The sequence below is a fragment of the Mycobacterium sp. 852013-50091_SCH5140682 genome (genome assembly GCF_001665685.1).
GTDB lineage: Bacteria > Actinomycetota > Actinomycetes > Mycobacteriales > Mycobacteriaceae > Mycobacterium.
Window position 1 is genome coordinate 1 of the sequence record NZ_LZTB01000041.1, and the last position, 20,941, is coordinate 20,941.

At 67.6% G+C, this 20,941-nt stretch carries 22 protein-coding genes; 15 read left to right on the forward strand and 7 right to left on the reverse strand.

Going from position 1 to position 20,941, the window contains the following annotated elements; translation table 11 throughout:
• Positions 1-175: 175 nt before the first annotated feature.
• Positions 176-520 carry a type II toxin-antitoxin system HicB family antitoxin gene (locus tag A5784_RS13570; protein WP_064945435.1) on the reverse strand — a complete coding sequence of 115 codons (345 nt, stop codon included), beginning with the start codon at positions 518-520 and terminating at the stop codon, positions 176-178.
• Between the two features lie 100 nt (positions 521-620).
• Between A5784_RS13570 and A5784_RS13575 the strand changes: the two genes are divergently transcribed.
• Genes A5784_RS13575 through A5784_RS13595 form a run of 5 tightly spaced genes read left to right on the forward strand, consistent with a single transcriptional unit; the run spans position 621 to position 5,354 of the window.
• Positions 621-1,589: a GlxA family transcriptional regulator gene (locus A5784_RS13575; RefSeq protein WP_064945462.1), complete on the forward strand. Its 969-nt coding sequence runs from the start codon at positions 621-623 to the stop codon at positions 1,587-1,589.
• Between the two features lie 10 nt (positions 1,590-1,599).
• Positions 1,600-2,313 (forward strand): DJ-1/PfpI family protein, encoded by a 714-nt coding sequence (locus tag A5784_RS13580; protein WP_064945436.1) that lies wholly within the window; start codon positions 1,600-1,602, stop codon positions 2,311-2,313.
• Positions 2,314-2,346: 33 nt separating this feature from the next.
• The gene (locus tag A5784_RS13585) at positions 2,347-3,135 is read left to right on the forward strand and encodes an alpha/beta fold hydrolase (RefSeq protein ID WP_064945437.1); all 789 of its coding nucleotides are present in this window, start codon (positions 2,347-2,349) and stop codon (positions 3,133-3,135) included.
• Positions 3,136-3,144: 9 nt separating this feature from the next.
• Positions 3,145-4,803: a 2-succinyl-5-enolpyruvyl-6-hydroxy-3-cyclohexene-1-carboxylic-acid synthase gene (menD, locus tag A5784_RS13590; RefSeq protein ID WP_064945463.1), complete on the forward strand. Its 1,659-nt coding sequence runs from the start codon at positions 3,145-3,147 to the stop codon at positions 4,801-4,803.
• Between the two features lie 8 nt (positions 4,804-4,811).
• Positions 4,812-5,354 (forward strand): DUF3592 domain-containing protein, encoded by a 543-nt coding sequence (locus A5784_RS13595; protein ID WP_197514741.1) that lies wholly within the window; start codon positions 4,812-4,814, stop codon positions 5,352-5,354.
• Here the strand turns inward: A5784_RS13595 and A5784_RS13600 are convergent.
• Entirely contained in the window at positions 5,312-5,983 is a 672-nt protein-coding gene (locus A5784_RS13600) for a DsbA family protein (protein ID WP_064945438.1), read from the reverse strand. The genes A5784_RS13595 and A5784_RS13600 overlap by 43 nt on opposite strands.
• Positions 5,984-6,090: 107 nt before the next feature.
• On the opposite strand from A5784_RS13600, the gene A5784_RS13605 reads away from it, so the two are divergent.
• A complete protein-coding gene (locus A5784_RS13605; RefSeq protein ID WP_064945439.1) occupies positions 6,091-7,230 on the forward strand; it encodes a glycosyltransferase family 4 protein in 1,140 nt (379 codons plus the stop codon).
• A 9-nt stretch (positions 7,231-7,239) separates the two neighbouring features.
• On the opposite strand, the gene A5784_RS13610 is transcribed toward A5784_RS13605, so the two are convergent.
• A complete protein-coding gene (locus A5784_RS13610; protein ID WP_064945440.1) occupies positions 7,240-7,593 on the reverse strand; it encodes an ArsR/SmtB family transcription factor in 354 nt (117 codons plus the stop codon).
• Between the two features lie 121 nt (positions 7,594-7,714).
• Here A5784_RS13610 and A5784_RS13615 point away from each other — a divergent pair, with 121 nt between their 5' ends.
• Genes A5784_RS13615 through A5784_RS13625 form a run of 4 tightly spaced genes read left to right on the forward strand, consistent with a single transcriptional unit; the run spans position 7,715 to position 11,837 of the window.
• Entirely contained in the window at positions 7,715-8,431 is a 717-nt protein-coding gene (locus tag A5784_RS13615) for an MgtC/SapB family protein (RefSeq protein ID WP_064945441.1), read from the forward strand.
• A 51-nt stretch (positions 8,432-8,482) separates the two neighbouring features.
• The gene (gene mgtA / locus A5784_RS13620) at positions 8,483-10,738 is read left to right on the forward strand and encodes a magnesium-translocating P-type ATPase (RefSeq protein ID WP_232006035.1); all 2,256 of its coding nucleotides are present in this window, start codon (positions 8,483-8,485) and stop codon (positions 10,736-10,738) included.
• Positions 10,687-11,121 (forward strand): cation transporting ATPase C-terminal domain-containing protein, encoded by a 435-nt coding sequence (locus A5784_RS39150; protein ID WP_232006037.1) that lies wholly within the window; start codon positions 10,687-10,689, stop codon positions 11,119-11,121. The genes mgtA and A5784_RS39150 overlap by 52 nt, the downstream gene beginning before the upstream one ends.
• A gap of 26 nt (positions 11,122-11,147) precedes the next feature.
• Positions 11,148-11,837 (forward strand): demethylmenaquinone methyltransferase, encoded by a 690-nt coding sequence (locus A5784_RS13625; RefSeq protein WP_064945465.1) that lies wholly within the window; start codon positions 11,148-11,150, stop codon positions 11,835-11,837.
• Between the two features lie 310 nt (positions 11,838-12,147).
• On the opposite strand, the gene A5784_RS38790 is transcribed toward A5784_RS13625, so the two are convergent.
• Positions 12,148-12,444 carry a hypothetical protein gene (locus tag A5784_RS38790; protein WP_197514739.1) on the reverse strand — a complete coding sequence of 99 codons (297 nt, stop codon included), beginning with the start codon at positions 12,442-12,444 and terminating at the stop codon, positions 12,148-12,150.
• A gap of 234 nt (positions 12,445-12,678) precedes the next feature.
• On the opposite strand from A5784_RS38790, the gene A5784_RS13635 reads away from it, so the two are divergent.
• Both A5784_RS13635 and A5784_RS13640 read left to right on the forward strand, forming a co-directional pair.
• Positions 12,679-13,677, forward strand: coding sequence for a CobW family GTP-binding protein (locus tag A5784_RS13635; RefSeq protein WP_064945443.1), 999 nt, complete (start codon positions 12,679-12,681; stop codon positions 13,675-13,677).
• Positions 13,678-13,699: 22 nt separating this feature from the next.
• Positions 13,700-14,179 carry a TspO/MBR family protein gene (locus A5784_RS13640; RefSeq protein WP_064945466.1) on the forward strand — a complete coding sequence of 160 codons (480 nt, stop codon included), beginning with the start codon at positions 13,700-13,702 and terminating at the stop codon, positions 14,177-14,179.
• Here the strand turns inward: A5784_RS13640 and A5784_RS13645 are convergent.
• A complete protein-coding gene (locus A5784_RS13645) occupies positions 14,169-14,546 on the reverse strand; it encodes a hypothetical protein (RefSeq protein ID WP_082944828.1) in 378 nt (125 codons plus the stop codon). The two genes, A5784_RS13640 and A5784_RS13645, sit on opposite strands and share 11 nt — an antisense overlap.
• Positions 14,547-14,634: 88 nt before the next feature.
• The gene (menJ, locus tag A5784_RS13650) at positions 14,635-15,864 is read right to left on the reverse strand and encodes a menaquinone reductase MenJ (RefSeq protein WP_064945444.1); all 1,230 of its coding nucleotides are present in this window, start codon (positions 15,862-15,864) and stop codon (positions 14,635-14,637) included.
• Positions 15,865-15,885: 21 nt separating this feature from the next.
• Here menJ and grcC1 point away from each other — a divergent pair, with 21 nt between their 5' ends.
• The 3 genes from grcC1 (at position 15,886) to A5784_RS13665 (ending at position 18,662) form a co-directional block, all read left to right on the forward strand.
• Positions 15,886-16,893 carry a nonaprenyl/(2E,6E)-farnesyl/geranylgeranyl diphosphat synthase gene (gene grcC1 / locus A5784_RS13655; RefSeq protein ID WP_064945445.1) on the forward strand — a complete coding sequence of 336 codons (1,008 nt, stop codon included), beginning with the start codon at positions 15,886-15,888 and terminating at the stop codon, positions 16,891-16,893.
• 69 nt (positions 16,894-16,962) lie between these two features.
• Positions 16,963-17,838, forward strand: coding sequence for a zinc metalloprotease HtpX (gene htpX / locus A5784_RS13660; protein ID WP_064945446.1), 876 nt, complete (start codon positions 16,963-16,965; stop codon positions 17,836-17,838).
• Between the two features lie 176 nt (positions 17,839-18,014).
• A complete protein-coding gene (locus tag A5784_RS13665) occupies positions 18,015-18,662 on the forward strand; it encodes a DUF1326 domain-containing protein (protein ID WP_064945447.1) in 648 nt (215 codons plus the stop codon).
• Between the two features lie 87 nt (positions 18,663-18,749).
• Here A5784_RS13665 and A5784_RS13670 read toward each other — a convergent pair whose 3' ends face one another.
• Positions 18,750-20,915 carry a SulP family inorganic anion transporter gene (locus A5784_RS13670; protein ID WP_064945448.1) on the reverse strand — a complete coding sequence of 722 codons (2,166 nt, stop codon included), beginning with the start codon at positions 20,913-20,915 and terminating at the stop codon, positions 18,750-18,752.
• Between the last annotated feature and the right edge of the window lie 26 nt (positions 20,916-20,941).

Below are 20,941 nucleotides of genomic sequence, written 5' to 3' on the forward strand. Positions count from 1 at the left end.
TAACCACATTCGTCACAGCAGTATCTGGAAGTGTCGGGTAGGTGGCTTGTGAAACGTGCTATCGCGGGCGGTATCAGATTATTTGGTATCGCTGGTGGTGGCGCATTTTCAGAGGTGGTATTCCTCCGGAGCCGCGACACGCCGAGGGTGAAACACGCCGAGCAGAGACACTCAGCTAGTAGTACTCCGCAACAGTCTGTAGGCGTGCGGCGAGCTTCTGCACCACCCACTGGTTCAGCGACACGCCCTGCTCGGAAGCCTCGACGGCAAGCCTGGCATGCAGCACCGGCGAGGCCCGGACCATGAACTTGCCGCTGTATCGGCGGTCGGTCAACGGCTCGGGCAGTCTGCCATCGATGGACACGATCGCCGCCACCTCATCGGCCACCTTCTTGGCGACTCCGGCGATCGCGTCCTCCGGCGTCAACGCCCGCCACCACAAATAGGGGAACTCAAGGCACTGGCCCAGATACTCGCGCGTCTCGTGCGACCAGTCCGCACGGTAGGTGTATTCAGTCATAGCGCCGATCATCGCGACACCATCCGACAACCTTGGTCATGTCCTGATCTGTGGGGTCCATGGCATAGACGACATGCTCGATATCGCCAAGACTGAAGTCATGACGCGATCGGTGGTGATTCTCGGCTACGCGGGCGTACAAGCGCTCGACCTGGTCGGACCGTTCGACGTGTTCACCGGCGCGACCCTGCACCTGGCCAGTCAGGGCCGCACCGACGAGGGCTACACCGCCGCACTGGTGTCGATTGACGGTCAGCCCGTCACGACCCTCACCGGACTGGAGTTCGTCGCCCAACCACCGCCGGATCCGAACCTGCCGATCGACACCATCGTCATCCCGGGCGGTGTGGGCGCCGACACCGCGCGGGCCAACCCGGCCGTCATCGACTGGATCAGAACCGCGACGCCGCACGCCCGCCGCGTCGTGACGGTGTGCACCGGCGCGTTCATCGCAGCCCAGGCCGGGTTGCTCGACGGATGCCCGGCCACCACCCACTGGGCCTCGGCCGGTCGCTTGGCCGAGGAGTTCCCCACGGTGGCAGTCGATCCCGAGCCGATCTTCGTCCGCAGCTCCGACCGCATCTGGACGGCAGCGGGCGTCACCTCGGGTATCGACCTGGCGCTCAAGCTGGTCGAGGACGACTTCGGCACCGATGTCGCCCAGACCGTCGCACGCTGGCTGGTGCTCTACCTGCGGCGTCCGGGCGGGCAGACACAGTTCGCCGCGCCGGTGTGGATGCCGCGTGCCAAACGTGAACCGATCCGCGATGTCCAGGAAGCCATCGAGGCCCAACCTGGTGGCGCGCACAGCATCGCCGAACTCGCGCGACGGGCCGCCATGAGCCCACGCCACTTCACCCGGGTGTTCACCGATGAGGTCGGTGAGGCGCCGGGTGCCTACGTCGAGCGAATCCGCACCGATGCCGCGCGCCGTCAACTTGAGGAGACCGACGACACCGTGACCGTCATCGCGACGCGCTGTGGGTTCGGTACCGCAGAGACCATGCGCCGCAACTTTGTTCGGCGGATTGGCATTTCACCCGACCAATACCGAAAAACCTTCGCCTGAAAGAGGAGACATGCAGATCGCCATCGTCCTGTACCCCGGATTCACCGCGCTCGACTTCATCGGGCCCTACGAGATCCTGCACTACCTGCCCGACGCCGAGGTTCGATTCGTGTGGCATGAACCAGGCCCGATCACCGCCGACTCCGGTGTGCTCGTCATCGGTGCCACCCACTCGTTTGACGAAACCCCTTCTCCGGACCTCATTCTCGTGCCCGGCGGCCCGACGACCATCGAGCACACCCGCGACGAGAAGCTCATAGCGTGGCTGCGTCGGGCCCATGAGACTGCGAGCTGGACTACGTCGGTGTGCTCGGGTTCGGTGCTGCTGGCTGCCGCGGGCATCCTGCGGGACCGCCGCGCGACGTCGCATTGGATGGCCTTGCCGGTGCTGAAAACCTTGGGCGTGACGCCGGTCTCCGACGAGCGGATCGTCAACGCAGGGGATCAGATCGTGACCGCGGCTGGTGTCTCGGCGGGCATCGACCTGGCGATGTGGCTTGCCGGCCAGATCGCGGGCGAAGCCAAGGCCAAGGCCATCCAACTGGGCATCGAGTACGACCCGCAGCCGCCGTTCGATTCCGGTCACATGTCCAAGGCGTCCGCAGCGACCAAAGCGGCCGCGACGGCCATGCTGTCGAAGGACGCCATGAAGCCCGCCGCACTCAAAGCGACGACGCTGCTGCTGTGGGACCGCGCACTCGACGCCGTGCGCGCCCGCCGCTGAATCGGAGCTGCCTCGGGCAGTAATGTCGGCCGGGTGAACCTGGCTTACGACGAACGAGGCAAAGGTGAGCCGGTGCTTTTCATCGCGGGCCGCGGTGGCGCCGGCCGCACCTGGCATCTGCACCAGGTGCCGGAGTTTCAGCGTGCGGGCTATCGCTGCATCACCTTCGACAACCGCGGTATCGGGGCAACCGAGAACGCGGAGGGATTCGATACCGCCCAGATGGTGGCCGACACCGCTGAGCTGATCGAGAAGCTCGACGCGGCGCCGGTACGCATCGTCGGAGTGTCGATGGGATCGTTCATCGCGCAGGAACTGATGCTGGCCCGCCCCGAGCTGGTGCATTCGGCCGTCCTGCTGGCCACTCGCGGTCGGCATGATCGTGCGCGCGATTTCTTCCGGGAGGCCGAACGCGACCTGGACAGTTCCGGTGTGCAACTGCCGCCGACGTTCGACGCGAAAGTGCGCATGCTGGAAAGCTTTTCGCCGAAGACGCTCAACAACGACGTATCGGCTCGGGACTGGAGCGAGATGTTCACCATGTGGCCCACCAAGCCGACGCCCGGCTTGCGTGCGCAACTCGACGTCGGCCCCGACGGCAACCGCTTGCCCGCCTACGCGGCCATTCGCACCCCGGTGCTCATCGTCGGGTTCGCCGACGATGTGGTGTTGCCGCCACATCTCGGGCAGGAAGTGGCCAAGGCCATCCCGAACGCCCGCTACCTGGAGATTCCCGACACCGGCCACCTGGGCTTTATCGAGAAACCGCAGGAAGTCAACGCCGCGATCCTCAATTTCTTCGCTGAATCACGAGCCCAATAGGCTGTAGTGGTGAACCCATCGACGGCACAGGCCCGTGTCGTCGTCGACGAACTCATTCGCGGCGGCGTCCGCGATGTCGTGCTGTGTCCCGGATCACGCAACGCCCCGCTCGCGTTCGCGCTGTCCGATGCCGATCGCGCAGGCCGGATCCGGTTGCACGTGCGTATCGATGAACGTACTGCCGGCTACCTGGCGATCGGCCTGGCCTGCGGAGCCGAGGGCACGCAACGCGCCCCGGTCTGCGTGGCGATGACGTCTGGCACCGCGGTGGCCAATCTCGGCCCAGCAGTGGTCGAGGCCAATTACGCGCGGGTTCCGCTGATCGTGCTGAGCGCCAACCGGCCCTATGAGTTGCTCGGAACAGGTGCCAATCAGACCTTCGAACAGCTCGGCTACTTCGGCACCCAGGTTCGGGCCAACATCAGCCTCGGGCTCGCCCCCGACCTCAGTGGCGGGGCGCACGGCGAGATGGATGCACTCAATGCACAGTGGCGCTCGGCGACGTGCCGGGTGATCGCGGCCGCCACCGGCTCGCGCACCGCCAACGCAGGCCCGGTGCAATTCGACATCCCGCTGCGCGAACCGCTGGTTCCCGACGACGCCGCAGGCACGTCGGCCGTGTTTCCCGACGGCAGGCCCGCCGGCAAGCCGTGGACCTTCACCCCGCCGGTCACGTTCGATCAACCACTGGACATCGACCTGACGCCCGACACCGTGGTGATCGCCGGGCACGGCGCGGGTGTGCATCCGAACCTGGCGGAGCTGCCGACGGTCGCCGAGCCGACGGCGCCGCCTGCCGCCAACCCGCTGCACCCGTTGGCGCTGCGGCTCGTGCATCCGCAGCAGGTGATCATGCTGGGTCGGCCGACTCTGCACCGCCCGGTGTCGTCGCTGCTGGCGGACCCGTCGGTGCCGGTCTATGCGTTGACGACAGGCCCGCGCTGGCCCGACGTCTCGGGCAACTCGCAGGCCACCGGCACCCGCGCGGTGACCTCGGGCACGCCGCACGCTGCCTGGCTGCGCCGCTGCGCCGAGGTGAACCGGCACGCGGTAACTGCGGTGCGCGACCAGCTCAAGGCGCATCCGTTGACCACCGGCCTGCACGTCGCCGCGGCGGTGGCCGCTGCGGTACGTCCCGGAGACCAGCTGGTGCTCGGTGCGTCGAACCCCGTGCGGGACGCTGCCTTGGTGGCGCTGGACGCCACAGGGGTGAAGGTGCAGTCGAACCGAGGGGTGGCCGGGATCGACGGCACGGTGTCGACGGCCGTCGGCGCAGCCCTGGCTCACGAGCGCGTCGGCCGGACGATCGCTCTCATGGGCGATCTGACCTTCGTACACGACAGCTCTGGGCTCTTGATCGGGCCGACCGAACCCACGCCGCGCGAGCTGACCATCGTCGTCTCCAACGACAACGGTGGAGGCATCTTCGAACTGCTCGAACAGGGCGACCCGCGGTTCACCGACGTGTCGTCCCGTGTCTTCGGCACGCCGCACGATGTCGACGTCGGTGCCCTGTGCCGCGCCTACCACGTCGAACACCGCCAGATCGAGGTCGACGGGCTCGCTGACGCGCTGGCCGAACGCGGTGGCGCCATGCGGGTGCTGGAGGTGAAGGCCGACCGGTCCTCGTTGCGCGCGCTGCACGCGTCCATCAAGGCAGCGTTGTGAGAGTGCGCGTGAGCGCGGCCGTGCACCGGCTGCGCGCGTCGGCGCAGGCCCTGCTGCCGCGGCTCTCGGGCGAGGCCTGCGAGACCCGTGCGCAGCGCGTCATCCGCCGCGTCCGCATCGGGGTGGTGATCCTCGCGTGTCTGGTGACCCTGCAGTCGGTGCTGCTGGTGCTCGGCGCCTGGCGCAACGACCGTCAGATCGAGCGGCACATGGGAGTGGCCGCCGCCGAGGTGCTCAGCGCGGGGCCGCGGCGTTCGACCATCGAGTTCGTCACGCCCGATCGGGTGACCTACCGACCCGAGCTCGGGGTGCTCTATCCCTCCGAGCTCGACACCGGCATGCGGATCTACGTCGAATACGACAAGAACGACCCTGACCTGGTACGGGTGCGCGACCGCAACGCTTCGTTGGCGATCATCCCGGCCGGGTCCATCGCGGTCGTGGGCTGGCTGGTGGCCGCTGCGGCGCTGGCCGGGCTGGCGGTGCTGCAAAAACGGCTCGACCGACGTCAGATCGCAGACAAGAGCTTGGCCAGCCAGTTGTTGTCGTAGATGTCGATGATCTTGTCGTTCTTCAGGTCGTAGACCGTCGGAGTGCCGATGGTGTCCTGGATCTCGCTGAGGAATTCGACGTTCTGGTCTGCCATCTCGCCGGTGTCGACTCCGGGCTCACCGGCGGCGATTTTGGCGACATGCTGCGACCCGACTCCGCTCTCGTGCGCCATGTCGGCCAGCTCCTGATCACTCGGTGCCTGGCCGCCGGGCTGCTGGTGGCTCCACAGATCCTCGACGTAGCGCTGGAATTGCACGCCGCCGGTGCCTGGGCCTGCCGCGAGGAACAGGGCATTGCTGACCCGCGCCGAGTAGTCGTGGCCGTCGACGTCGAGGAACGTCATCGGGCGGTAGGTGACGGCAAGCTCGCCGAGGTTGATGTAGCTGCTGATCTCGTCGCCGAAGTCGTGCTGCAGCTGAGCGCAGTGCGGGCACTGGGGTTCGGTGAAGATCTCGATCTGCAGCGCCGCATCGGCGAACCCCACCTGGATGCCCGAACCGTCCTTGGTGATCTCGGTCGGCGGCCCATTGGGGTCGGGTGCCGCGACGCCGGAGACCACCTGGGTGCAGCCCGCGGTGGTCAGTGCCAGGCTCATCGCCAGCGCGCCGAGCAACCGCGTGAATCGCATGCCAACTGAGCGTAGTCCCAGGATGACGCGAGCGCGCAGGTCAGGTTTTTGCGTGTCGTATCCCCGTCGGCAACCTTTGCGACAGGTGCCGCTGAGACGATCGTGACGTGCGCGTGGCAATCGTTGCAGAGTCCTTCCTCCCGAATGTCAACGGCGTCACCAACTCCGTGCTTCGGGTGATCGAGCATCTCCGCCGTACCGGCCATGAGGTGCTCGTCATCGCTCCGGACACCCCGCGCCGGCAACCGCCGGCCGACCGGGTCTACGACGGTATCCGGGTGCATCGGGTGCCGTCGCACATGTTCCCGAAAGTGACCTCGCTGCCCCTGGGCGTACCGCGGCCCCGGATGGTGAGTGTGCTGCGCGGGTTCGCGCCCGACGTCGTGCACCTTGCGTCGCCCGCCCTGCTCGGCTGGGGCGGCGTGCATGCCGCCCGTTATCTGGGTGTGCCGACTGTCGCGGTGTTCCAGACCGACGTCGCCGGTTTCGCCGAGAGCTACGGGGTTGGCGTGCTGTCGCGGGCGTCGTGGGCGTGGACGCGTCGGCTGCACGCCAAGGCCGACCGCACTCTCGCCCCATCCACCTCCGCAATCGAAAACCTTGAAGCCCATGGCATTCCACGGGTCTACAAGTGGGCGCGCGGGGTGGACATCACCGGATTCGCGCCGTCGGCGCGCGACGACGCCCTACGTGCGTCGTGGTCGCCGGATGGCCGCGCGGTGGTCGGATTCGTCGGCCGGCTGGCACCGGAAAAGCATGTGGAACGGCTGGCCGCCATCGCTGCGCGCGATGACCTGCAGCTCGTGATCGTCGGCGACGGGATCGACCGTGCGAAGCTCCAAACAGTGCTTCCCTCGGCGGTTTTCACCGGCGAACTGCGCGGTGAGGCGTTGGCCGCGGCGTATGCCAGCATGGATGTGTTCGTCCATCCCGGTGAGCACGAGACGTTCTGCCAGGCGGTTCAGGAGGCGATGGCTTCGGGTCTGCCGGTGATCGCTCCTGACGCCGGCGGACCACGAGATCTGGTGGCGCCGTACCGAACTGGCCTGTTGCTCGGGGTCGACGAGTTCACGGCTGCGCTGCCTGCGGCGGTCGATCATCTGATCGCCGAACGGGCGCGGTACTCGGTGGCCGCGCGTCGCAGTGTGCTGGGCCGTACCTGGCCGGCGATCTGCGATGAACTGCTCGGGCACTACGAGGCTGTGCAGCCGGGCGCCGGTATGACGCTGCGCCGGCATGCCGGGTGAGTCGTTCCGTTACGCGTGGCGGGCGGTGTCGGACACCCTGAGGGCGGGTTGAGCGGCGCTGAGCGCCACGCGGATCACCGCGAGGGCATTGTCGTCGGTGGCGACGTACACCTGCCGCTTGCCCTGCCGCTGGGCACGGACCAAGCCCGCGAGCTTGAGTTTGCCGAGGTGATGGCTGACCGTGGCGACGCTTTGGCCGGTCTTGTCGGCCAGCGTGCCGACGTCCTGCTCACCGCTGTCGAGCAGCCACAGGATGTGCAGCCGGACAGTGGCCGACAACAGACCGAACAGCGACGCGGTGTCCTGAAGCACCCGGGGCGACACAGGGTCGGTCGGGTCGGGCGCGGCGGTGGGGGCGGGCACGGAACTCCTCTCGATGTCCCTGACCTAGACTGTCTCATACTCAACACTTGTGCAAGTGTTTGAGTTTCCTGGTTGACTGCTTGTTGTCCAACCGTCTGCCCACGGCCGAGAGGAGTGTGAGATGACCACGCTGGAGATGCTGCTGCGCATCGGATCCGGTGTCGGCTTGGGCACCGTGATCGGGCTGGAACGCCAGTACCGGGCCCGGATGGCGGGTTTGCGGACCAACGCCCTCGTGGCCGTGGGGTCGACGCTGTTCGTGCTGTTGTCGGCGCACGGCTTCAGCAGCGATGCCGGGACCGCTGACCCCACCCGCGTGGCCGCCCAAATCGTCTCGGGCATCGGCTTTCTCGGCGCCGGCGTCATCATGCGCGACGGGCTGAGCGTTCGGGGACTCAACACCGCCGCGACCTTGTGGTGTTCGGCCGCGGTCGGTGCGCTGTCGGGCGCCGGGCTGTTCGATGTGGCCGCCGCCGGAACCGTCGTGGTCGTTCTGGTCAACATCGCACTGCGTTTCGTCGGCCGCGCCGTCGACCGCATTCCCGAGACGGGCGACGAGCAGCCGACGTCATATGTGTTCGTGGCCGCCACGCGCGACGAGCACGAGGCGCATATCCGGGCACTGGTGGTGCAGGCCTTGACGCGCACCGATTTCCGGCTGCAGTCGATCGCGAGCACCAATACCGACGATGACGGTGGCGTCGAGGTGCGGGCCGAGTTGCTCAGCGATCAGCGCGACGACCGGCAGATGGAATCCGCGGTCAGCCGGCTGAGCATGGAACCGTCGGTGACCAGTGTGCGATGGAACGTCAATGTCGAGGAACCCGTCGACCACTAGTCGCGTGGGTACCGTGGACAAGGGTTATTTCGACCACGTGAGGGGCCGACGATGACAGACAACGCGGCCGGCCTCGGGACTGTCCTCGACGATCAGAACCACCGCCTGTGCGAGCTCGCCGCCGCACCCGTGTTGACGGTTTTTCACCAGGTGCACAGTTCTCCGCGGGGGCTCACCGAATCCGAGGCCGCTGACCGGCTGAGCCGGTTCGGCGACAACGACCCCGCGCCCGACGATGAGGACACCGCGTGGACCCGCGTGCGGACGGCGGTCCGCAGCCCGTTCGTGGCGTTGCTGGCGGGGCTCGACGTGGTGTTCCTGCTCGTCCGCGACATCCGGGGTGCCGGGATCGTCAGCCTCATGATCGCGCTGGCTGTGCTGCTGCGGTTGTGGCAGCAGACCCGTTCTGAGCGCGCGACGCGTGCGCTCGACGATCTGGTGTCATCGACCGTGACGGTGCGCCGCCGGGCCGACGATGACGACGAACCCATGGAGCGCGAGGTATCGCCACACGACCTCGTCCCCGGCGACATCGTGTTGCTGTGCGCCGGTGACGTCGTCGCCGCCGACGTGCGGCTGATCACCTCCACCGACCTCGTGGTCGATCAGTCGGTGCTGTCGGGGGAATCGCTGCCGGTGTCGAAGTCGGCCCGCCCTGGCGCGTCAGATGCAGATGTCGCGATGCGGCATGCGGTTGTCAACGCGCCGAATCTCTGTCTGTCCGGTACGGCTGTGGTGGCCGGCGCCGCCACCGGCGTGGTGATCGCCACCGGACCACGCACCTACACCGGATCGTTGACCACGTCGGCCGCCGCGATCCAACCGGAATCCAGCTTCGACCGCGGGGTCCGCGCGGTCGGCTGGACCCTGATCCGCTTCATGCTGGTGATGGCGCCCATCGTGTTCGTCGTCAACGGTCTGGTCAGCGGAGTGTGGGCGCAAGCGGCGATGTTCGCCGTCGCCGTCGCCGTGGGCCTCACACCCGAGATGCTGCCCGTCATCGTCACGACGAACCTGGCTCGCGGAGCGACCCGACTGGTCACCGAAAAGGTTGTCGTGCGGCGGCTCAACGCCATTCAGGATCTCGGCGCGATGGACGTGCTGTGCGTGGACAAGACCGGAACCCTCACCGAGGACCGCATCATCTACGCCCACAGCATCGACGTCGCGGGACGACCCGACGAGGCCGTGGCCGAATTCGCCTATCTGAGCGTACATTTCCAGGACTGCGCGCACAGCCCGCTCGACGCCGCCATCCTCGAACTACTCGGCGGCGGGCAGATGGAGTTCATCGCCGACGCCGCGTTCACCAAGGTCGACGAGGTCGCGTTCAACCATCGTCGGCGCCGCAACACCGTCGTGGTCACCCGGCAGCGCGATGAGCACATCATGATCTGCAAGGGCGATCCCGACCAGGTGTTGGCCCGCTGCAGCGAGATCCGCATCGACAACAAGGTTATCGCATTCGACGACGAGCTCACCGCCGAGGCCGACGAGATCGTGGCGGCCTACCGACGCCAGGGCATGCGGGTGTTGGCCGTGGCGGTCAAGGAGCTGCCCGCGCGGTGGGAGAACTACGGCGAATCGGACGAATTCGGCTTGGTGCTGGTCGGTTTCGTCGGCTTTGTGGACCCGATTCGGGAGAGTGCGGCCGCGACCGTCACCAGCCTGGCCGATCACGGAGTCGGGGTGAAGATCCTCACCGGCGACAGCCGGGTGGTCGCTGCACAGGTGGCCAACCACGTCGGGTTGGACGCCCACGCAACGATTCTCGGATCCGACGTGGATGACGCAGGCGATCTGGAGCTACGCGCGCTTGCCGTCGCGGCGGACGTGTTCGCCGAGCTGACACCGGCACACAAGGCGCGCATCGTCGCGGCGCTGCGGCAGGAAGGGCACGCCGTCGGTTACCTCGGCGACGGCGTCAACGACGTCGCAGCACTGCGGATCGCGGACGTGGGGATCGCCGCCGACACCGCGGCTGACGTCGCCAAGCAGGCTGCCGATCTGATCCTGCTCGACCGTGACCTCGCCGTCGTCGCGCGGGGTGTTGTCGAAGGACGTCGCACGCTGGCCAACACCATGAAGTACGTCAAGATCACGGCCAGTTCGAATTTCGGCAACGTGCTCTCGGTGTTGGCGGCCAGCGTGCTGCTGCCGTTCCTGCCGATCCTGCCGATCCAGCTGATGGTTCAGAACCTCCTATATGACACCGCCCAGCTGGGCTGTCATGGGACCGCGTTGACGACGACTATCTGCGGGTCCCGCAGCGCTGGCGCTCCGGCGGGCTCATCGGATTCATGCTGACGTTCGGCCCACTCAGCTCGCTGTTCGACCTCGCCACCTTCGGAGCGCTGTGGTGGTGGTTCGGGGGTGCCCATGCGCCGTCGCTGTTCCAAACCGGCTGGTTTGTCGAAGGTCTGCTGACCCAGCTGCTGATCGTGCTCGTGCTGCGCACCCGCGAACTGCCGTGGCGACGCCCCGGTCCTGCGGCGACGGTGGTGCTGGCGCTGTGGTGCGCGGCATCCATCGGCCTGGTGCTACCCGTGACGCCGCTGGCCGAGCCGCTGCACATGACGCCGCTGCCTGCTGCCTACGTGCTGTGGCTGGCCGTGGTCGCCGTCAGCTATGCCTCGTGCGCGCAGCTGGTCAAGCACCGGTACCTGCGGCGGCACCGCGCATGGCTGTGACCGACCGGCCGGGTAGCGTCAGCACGGTGAGTCGAGCGAGCCTGGAGAAGAACCCGCATGAGGTCGCGTCGATGTTCGATGCGGTGGCGCGGCGCTACGACCTGACCAACACCGTGATGTCGCTGGGCCAGGACCGGTTCTGGCGGCGTGAAACCCGCGCGGCATTGGGGATCGGGCCGGGGGACAAGGTGCTGGATCTCGCGGCAGGCACCGCGGTGTCGACGGTCGAACTGGCCAGCTCCGGCGCCTGGTGCGTCGCCGCGGACTTCTCGGTCGGGATGCTGGCGGCCGGCGCCGACCGGCCGGTCCCCAAGGTCGGGGCCGACGCCACCAGGCTGCCGTTCGCCGACGGCGTGTTCGACGCGGTAACTATCAGCTTCGGGCTGCGCAACGTCGTCGACCACGTGGAAGGGCTGCGGGAGATGGCCCGCGTGACGCGGCCCGGCGGCCGGCTCGTCGTGTGCGAATTCTCGACGCCGACCAATCGCGCGTTCGCCACGGTCTACAAGGAGTACCTGATGCGGGCCCTGCCCGCGATGGCGACGGCCGTGTCGAGCAACCCCGAGGCCTACGTCTACCTTGCCGAGTCGATCCGGGCGTGGCCCGATCAGGCTGAGCTGGCCCGCCGCATCGGAACGGCCGGCTGGTCAAATGTGCGCTGGCGCAACCTGACTGGCGGCATCGTCGCGCTGCATGCCGCGACGAAACCCGAGTAGGCAGTCACTCACCGCTGCTCACCGCTCATGCGCGGGCGCAGTGTCGCGCGCCTGAATGTGTCGAGCCGGGAGCTGTCTGCACCGGCGCGAATTCGCCTGGCGGCCAGCGTTATCCGGCCCGGCACGATGCCGGGCTCATGCCTAGTTGGCCGACGGTGGTGGCCAACCGCTGCGCGGGACTCACCGCGTCAGAGTCGAAAGGTGTTGCCGGCGAGGACATAACACCAATTATGGCGCAGGGCCCGACAAAACCGGAGGCCGACAAACAGTGGGCCGACAAAACAGTGGGCCGACCGCACCGAGATTCACATCAGGGACAAATCCCGCGCCGGATTTGTCCCTGAGTACAGCCTCGGTGATCGCGGACACTGATTCGACACCGAAAGCCCCGCTGACCCAACACCATCTGCCGCATCGAACTCCAAGCCTTCTTACGCCGGATGCAGTGGGTCAGCTCGGTCATCACCACCTCGTCGGCGACCAGTCGTCGGCGCAGGACCGCGACGACGACGCTGACGATGGCCTGCACCGAGAACCCGAGCACGTAGCCGCCCTGGACCAGCACGTCATGCATCGGTCCTTTGGCTGCGGGCAACTCGAAGCTCATCGACATCCTTCCGCGACGGTGTGCGCGTGGGGGAGCTCTCGACCCCCGGCCGCGTGTGGAGCATGTCACATCCGGCCGCCCTGCGGCAAGCATTAAGTAAATGATCATTCTCAAGTGACCAGCATCAATAATGCCGCGCTAGCGGCATAACAGCCGAGATCTTGTGATCGTTCGATTTCAGATTGGCCATTAACTTAGCCGACGCAGGGTTGCCGATATCCCTACGATGGCCGGATGACGGCGTCGGGATCGGTACCTGTACTGGCGGTCGCGGGTCATCTCGGCGCGGGTAAGACCACGCTGCTCAACCACCTGCTGCGCAACAGCCGCGGCGTGCGGATCGGCGCCCTCGTCAACGACTTCGGCGCGGTCAACATCGACGCCATGCTGATCGCGGGGCAGGTGGATGCGATGGCGTCGCTGTCCAACGGCTGCATCTGCTGCGCGGTCGACGCCGATGAAGCGGCCGACATGCTGGGCAAGCTGGCGGCGGTCAAGCCCCGGCTGGACCTCATCGTGGTGGAGGCCAGCGGCGTCGCCGAGCCGTCCGCGCTGGCTCGCACCCTGGCGACCGCCGCCGACAGCCGGTATCACTACGCGGGTCTGGTGTTGATGGTCGACGCAGTCGAATTCGCCCGCGCCGACCTGGGACACAGTGTGCGCGTGGCGGATCTGGTCGTGCTCAACAAGGCGGATCAGGTCAGCGCCGACGAGCTCGCCTGCGTCACCGATAAGGTTCGCGAGCTCAATCCACGGGTTCCGGTGCTGCCCACCGAGTTCGGTCGCGTGGATCCGGCTCTGCTGATCGACGCGCCGGAGCGGACGCCGCGAGCGGGTCAGCTCAGCCTCGACGAATTGCTGTGGGATACACACGACCACGATCATCACGAGCACGCTGCCTATCAGAGCGTGGAGTTCACCACCGACCGGGCACTCGATCCCCGCCGGCTGATGGACTTCCTGCGAGACCGGCCCGCCGGCCTGTACCGGGCGAAGGGTTTCATCGATTTCGGCGCGGCCGGCTCCGGGCGTAAGTTTCTCCTGCAACTGGTCGGCAGTTCGTTACGGTTCTCCCGGCGGCGCTGGGACAGCTCCGAACAGCGCGCGACCACGCTGGTGCTGATCGGCGCCGACATGTGCGCCGACACCGTCAGGTCGGCGCTGCAGGACTGCGTGAGTGCCGAGCCGCCCGACGAACAGGCGATCCTCGGAGTGCTGCGCTACGCCGACTGACGAAACGTGGTAGCAACGAATGATGCGACCAATTACATTGATCAAGACTGCATCTGCCGCATTGGCCACTGCAGTGGTTGGTGGGCTGGCGAGCCGGCCGGCGCAGTCACCGTGGTACGCCGAGCTGCGCAAGCCGTCGTTTCAGCCGCCCCGCCAAGCCTTTCCGGTGGTCTGGCCGCTGCTCTACACCGACATCGCAGCGGTATCGGCGACGACGCTGGACACGTTGCGCGCCGAGAACCGCGATGATAAGGCCCGCGCGTACACCGCAGCGCTGGCTGCCAACCTCGTCATGAACGCCGGGTGGTCGTGGATCTTCTTCTCCCAGAAGCGGCTCGGCACCGCGGCCGTCGTCGCAGCGGCACTCACGGCCAGCAGCGCCGATCTCACCCGACGCGCCGTGGCCGCCCAGGGGCCCCGCGCCGCCGTGCTCGCGCCATACCCGCTGTGGTGCGCCTTCGCGACGGCGCTCTCCACCCGGATCTGGATGCTCAACCGCTGACCGGCCGCCGTTGCATGGCCCCGTCTTGATCGCGGAATCGGTTGTGCAGGTTCTGTTTTGACACGCCGAGTGCAGTCCCGATCTGTGCCCACGAGAGCCCGGCGTTGCGCGCTGTCAGGACGGCCTTCTCATAGCGCGTCTGCAGGTGGTCGAGTTCTTCACGGATGCGGGTGAGTTGCCGCAGGCTGGCCCTGGGTGAGAGATTCTCGACGACCGGCTCGGCGTGCGGTCCCGGTAGTGGTGCGCAGGCTTCGATTTCGCGTTGCAGCTGCTCGTTTGAGCGACGAATGATCTCCTGCAGCTCAGGATTGTTGGCCCACCATGGTTCGGTGGCCGGTACCCGCGCCGGATCGTCGGCTGATCCCATCGGGCTGTCTCCCTTCCGGACCGTCAAAACATTTGACGGTCTTTCCCGGGAGTATGCCGCCGGCCGGCGACACGCCCGACGCGTCAGCTCACGCGAACGGCTTGCGCTGATCGAGCCGTCGCGACGCCAGCCCGGCGGCCCGCCACACCCGGGCCACCCAGTCGGCGTCCTCGTCGGTGACCAGGTTGCCCATCACCCGCACGGCGATGTTCATCAGGAACGCCGAGCGCATCGCCACCGGCCCGGTCAGCGGCAGGAACCGCGGCAGCGTCAGCAACACGCCCAGCCGGCGCGCGACCGAAAACCCGCGGGCGTAGTGCTCCTGCAACACCGCGGGCCACGCCGTCGCGTAACCAGAACCCCCGCCGGCTCCCAGCAGCTCAGCGGCCAGCCGGCCGGTTTCCAGGCCGTAGTCGATGCCCTCGCCGTTGAGCGGGTTCACGCACGCCGCGGCGTCGCCGATCAACATCCAGTTGGGTCCGGCCACCCCCGACGCCGCGCCACCCATCGGCAGGAGCGCCGAGAGCGCGGCACGCGGTTGCCCGGTCAACCCCCACTCGTCGCGCCGCAGCTCGGTGTAGTGGTTCAGCAGGGGCCGCAGCGCCGCGTCGGCGGGCCGTTTCGCGGTGGCCAGCGCACCCACCCCGATGTTCACCTCACCGTTGCCGAGCGGGAAGATCCAGCCGTAGCCCGGAAGCACAGCGCCTTCGGGCGAGCGGAGCTCCAGATGCGAGGTGATCCACGGCTCGGCGGCCCGCGGGGAGGCGATGTAGGCGCGGATCGCGACGCCGTAGACGGTTTCCCGGTGCCACGTGCGGCCGAGCTCGCGGCCGAGTGTCGAGCGGGCCCCGTCAGCCACGATCAGGTCCGTGCATCGGATCGTGCTGCCGTCGTCGAGGTGTATCGCGTCTGCCCGCCCCGAGGAATCATGGCTCACACCAACAGCTTTGACACCCAACAACATCTTGGCGCCGTCGTCGGCGGCGACTGAACGGATCCGGTCGTCGAGCTCGGCGCGCGGCACGGCGCTGCCGGTCGACGGGAACGACGGGCCGGGCCACGGCACCTCCACATCGGCGCCGAAACCTGACATGCGCAATCCCCGGTGGCGCAGCTTGGTGTCGAGCCACCCGCCCATGCCCAGACGCTCCAACTCGGCCACCGCACGTGGGGTGAGCCCGTCGCCGCAGGCCTTGTCCCTGGGGAATTGCGCGGCGTCGATCACCAGCACGTCGCGGCCGCTGCGCGCCGCCCCGGCCGCCGCGGCCGACCCCGCCGGACCGGCGCCCACAACGACCACATCTGCATTGGTGTCCATCGGTCCCAGTATGTTGGACGAATGAGGACACCAGCGACTGTGGTGGCGGGCGTGGATTTCGGGGACGAGGCGTTTGCCGCCGAAGTCCGCGGCGGCGTGGCCCGGATCGAAGATCTGATGTCCACTGAGCTGGGCAAAGCCGATGAGTTGATGGCCGAGGCCGTTCAGCACCTGTTCCAGGCCGGTGGAAAGCGTTTCCGCCCGCTGTTCACGGTGCTGGCCGCATCACTGGGGCCCCGGCCCGATGATCCCGACGTCGCCATCGCGGGTTCGGTCATCGAGTTGGTGCACCTGGCCACGCTGTACCACGACGACGTCATGGACGAGGCCCAGGTCCGCCGCGGTGCACCCAGCGCCAACGCCAGGTGGGGCAACAACATCGCGATCCTGGCCGGCGACTATCTGTTCGCGACCGCGTCCCGGCTCGTGTCACGGCTCGGCCCCGACGCCGTGCGCGTGATTGCCGACACATTCGCGCAGTTGGTCACCGGCCAGATGCGGGAGACCCGCGGCGCTGCCGAGCAGGCGGACCCCATCCAGCACTACCTCAAGGTGGTCTACGAGAAGACGGCGTGCCTGATCGCGGCATCGGGGCGGTTCGGCGCCACCTTCTCCGGCGCCGACGACGAACAGATCGAGCGGCTGGACCGGCTCGGCGGCATCGTCGGCACCGCATTCCAGATCTCCGACGACATCATCGACATCGACAGCGATCCCGATGAATCGGGCAAGGTTCCCGGCACTGACCTGCGCGAAGGCGTCCACACCCTGCCGGTGCTGTACGCCTTGCAAGAGACCGGGCCCGATGCCGACCGGCTGCGGGTCCTGCTGGCCGGGCCGGTGGAGCGCGACGAGGACGTCGCCGAGGCGCTGAGCCTGCTGCGATCCTCCCCGGGCATGGCCCGCGCCAAGGAGACCGTGGCGTCCTACGCGGCGCAGGCGCGCGTCGAACTCGACAGCCTGCCCGACGTCCCCGGCCGCCAGGCGCTGCTGTCGCTCGTCGACTACACCGTGAACCGGCACGGCTGATTCCGGAACCCAGGCGGGCTTGCTGAGCGTTTAATCGGCGAAGACTTCCCAAGCTCGAGGAGGAAGCTGATGACCTGGAATCCTCACGCCAACCGACTCAAGACATTCCTGCTGTTGGTGGGCATGTCGGCGCTCATCGTGTTCGTCGGCTCGCTGTTCGGCCGCAACGTGATGTACCTCGCGGTGCTGTTCGCCGTCGGCATGAACACCTACGTGTACTTCAACAGCGACAAACTGGCTCTGCGGGCCATGCACGCGCAGCCCGTCACCGAACTGCAGGCCCCGGAGATCTACCGGATCGTCCGCGAGCTGGCCACCACCGCACATCAGCCCATGCCGCGGCTGTACATCTCCGACACCGCCAATCCGAATGCCTTCGCCACCGGCCGCAATCCGCGTAACGCCGCGGTCTGCTGCACCACCGGCATTCTGCAGATCCTCAACGAGCGTGAGTTGCGCGCCGTGCTCGGTCACGAGCTGTCCCACGTATACAACCGCGACATCCTGATCTCGTGTGTGGCAGGAGCGATGGCGTCGGTGATCACCGCGCTGGCCAATATCGCGATGTTCGCAGGCATGTTCGGCGGTAATCGCGACAATGCGAATCCCTTTGCGCTGTTGCTCGTTTCGCTGCTGGGGCCCATCGCGGCGACGGTCGTGCGGTTGGCGGTGTCGCGGTCCCGCGAGTATCAGGCCGACCAGTCCGGTGCCGAGCTGACGGGTGATCCGCTGGCCTTGGCTTCCGCGCTGCGCAAGATCTCCGGCGGCATCGAGGCGGCTCCGCTGCCCCCGCAACCGCAGCTGGCCGATCAGGCGCATCTCATGATCGCCAGCCCGTTCCGGGCCGGCGAGCGCATCGGCAAGCTCTTCTCCACCCATCCGCCCATTGCTGACCGCATCCGCCGGCTCGAGGACATGGCGGGCCGCGGCCCGGGCCACTACTAGCAATTGCACCGCGAGCGTGCGCGTCTGCTGCGCGACACGCCGCCCGCGGTCGGCATTTTGCGCACGCTCGCGCCCCTAGCTAGATACCCCCAGGGGGTACTTGTGTGCGCGCCGTCGGCTGTGTAGCGTCAGCTCCGTTGGATACCCCCTGGGGGTATGAATCGAGAGGAGCGGCAATGGCGACGGCGACGACGGATTGGCATCTGCGGGGCGAGTGGTTCGACGTGTGCAGCTGCAAACTGCCCTGCCCGTGCAGCTTCGCGCAAGAGCCCACGCACGGCGACTGCCTGTTCACCCTGGTCTGGAAAATCCATGAAGGCCATTACGGCGAAACGGATCTGAGCGATCTCGGGGTGGTCGCGCTCGGCGAGTTCACCGGCAACATGTGGGTCGGCGACCCCAACGCGATGATGTCGCTGATGTTCTACATCGACGACAAGGCCGACGCAGACCAGCGCCAGGCACTCGGGCAGATCTTCACCGGGTGCGAAGGCGGGTGGCCGGGGGAGTTCGGCAGCCTCATCAAGGACCTGAGGGGAATCTCCTACGCGCCCATCACATTCGAGGCCGCCGAAGATCTGGCGTACTGGCGTGCAGAGATTCCTGGCAAGGTCGACCTGCGGGTGGAGGCATTGACGGGTCCCACGTCGGATCCGAGCCGGCGCGTGACGACCGTCAACGCGCCGGGTGCCGAGGTCGGCCCAGGACAGGTCGCGACGTGGGGCGTGGTCACGAAGGACCACGCCGTGGGATTCGACTTCTCACACGAGTACCGAGGCGGCTCGAGCAAGCACTTCCCGTTCGACTGGCGTCCTGAATCCTGACGACGCACCGCGAGCGTGCGCGTACTGCTGCCGCAACACGGAGTGCCGGGCAGCAGACGCGCACGCTCGCGGTGCATACGCAACCACCTACGCGGCGTCGGCGAGGGCCTCGATCTGGGTGGGCGTCACCCGCAGCACGCCGGCGCTGGGGATGTCGTAGAACAGCCCGATCACGTTGACCCGCCGGGCCACCGGATGCTCCTGCAGCGTCTGCACCTGCATCGCGATGTTGACCATCGACAGCTGATCGACAGTGCTGAAGCCCGCCTCGGCTGCCGACCGCGCCACGGGATGACGACCGTCGTCGAACGCTTCAAGAGACGGATTGCCGTGGGCCAGCCAGGAATTCAGGTGCCGGTCACCCGTGTCGGCCTTGCCGAGCAGGGCCGTCATCGCACCGCAGCTGGAGTGCCCGCACACCACGATCGAGCTGACGCCGAGCTTGTCCACCGCGAACGCGATGGCGGCTTCGATCGAGGCATCGCTCTGCCCGGCGGGAACCATGTTGCCGACGTTGCGCACGGTGAACAGATCGCCCGGCCCGCTGCTGGTGATGACGTTGGGGATCACCCGCGAATCGGCGCACGTGAGGAAGAGCGTCTCCGGGCGTTGGGCGTCGACCAGGTCTTGCATGTGCGGTCGCAACACCGCGGCGGTGCGGCGTTGGTAGGCGGCCAGGCCGTGCAGCACCGACGGCGAATCGTCGCGTTGCCACGAACTCCACGGCACCACGCCGGATCGCTTGTCGAACGGGGTGAACCCGCGCACGGGCGGACCTGCCACGGCACTGTGCATCTCGACCGCGCCCACGTCGTGGATATCGACTGTGCCGCCGGTGGCAACGTGCTGGCGCTGCCACTCCTCGATCGTCTGGTGCGCGGCATGGTCCAGGAAGTCGACCGAGAGCTCGACCGTGACGGGGACCCCGGGCGGAACCTCACCCAGCGCGTTGGTCAGCTTGGGTAGCGACAGGAACGTGCAGGAACCCTCGATCACGACGCGCCAGGCGCCGCCACCGCTGGGCTCGGCGGCGATCTTGGTGCGCACCACGCGCCAGACGGTGAACGCCACCGCCAGGGCCAGGCCGATCAGCACGCCTTCGAGCAGATTCAGGAAGACCACGGCCAGGATGGTGACCACGTACACCGCGAGATCACCTGTGCGGCGGGCAGTTTCGATGTGTGCGCGGTTGACCAACTGGCAGCCGATGACGATCAGCAGGCCGGCCAGCGCGGCGGTCGGGATGAGCTGGACCAGACCGGCGAACGGCACCGCGAACACCAGCACCCAGACGCCGTGCATGATCGCCGAGGCCCGGGTGCGGGCGCCCGCGGCGACGTTGGTGGAGCTGCGGACGATGACGCCGGTGACGGGCAGGCCGCCGACCGCGCCGGACACCATGTTGGCCGCACCCTGGCCGATCATCTCGCGGTCGAAGTTGGTGCGCGGGCCCGTGTGCATCCGATCGACCGAGACCGCCGACAGCAGGCTCTCCACGCTCGCGATCAGGGCCACGGTCAAAACGCCGGTGGCAAACGCTCCCCAATTGCCGTCGGGCAGGCTCGGCAGTGCCAGGGCATCCAACAGCGAGCCGTTCAGCACAATGCGGCTGACGTCGCCGAACATCGGCAGCAGCGAGAACGCCGTGACGCCCGCGATGGCCACCAGCGGACCGGGCACCTTCTTGACTGCCGCAGGCATCCATCGCCACCCGACCAGGATGGCGATGACCAGGGCGCCCAGGATCACGCCGTGGCCGTGCGCGCCGATCAGCTGCGCGGGCAGTTCCTTGACGTTGTCCCAGGCAGAGCTGTTGGAGCTGCCGCCGAGCAGCACGTGGGCCTGCTGCAGGACGATGGTCAGGCCGATGCCCGCCAGCATCGCGTGCACCACGACGGGCGAGATGGCCAGCGCGGCGCGGGCCACCCGGCTCAGCCCGAACAGCACCTGCAGCACGCCCGCGAGCACCGTGATGGCGCACGTGACGGCCCAGCCGAACTGAGCGACGAGCCCGGCGACGATCACGGTGAGCCCGGCGGCAGGTCCGCTGACCTGTAGCGGGGATCCGCCCAGTGCGCCGGCGACGATGCCGCCGACGACCGCGGCGATGAGTCCGGCCAGGACCGGCGCCCCGGACGCGACCGCGATACCCAGAGATAGCGGTAATGCGACCAGGAAGACCACCAGCGAGGCGGGCAGGTCGTAGCGCAGGACGGATCTGGCCCTGTCCGCCAGTTGAGAAGTTTGCTGCATCACGTACTCCAGTTCGAGTCGGGCGG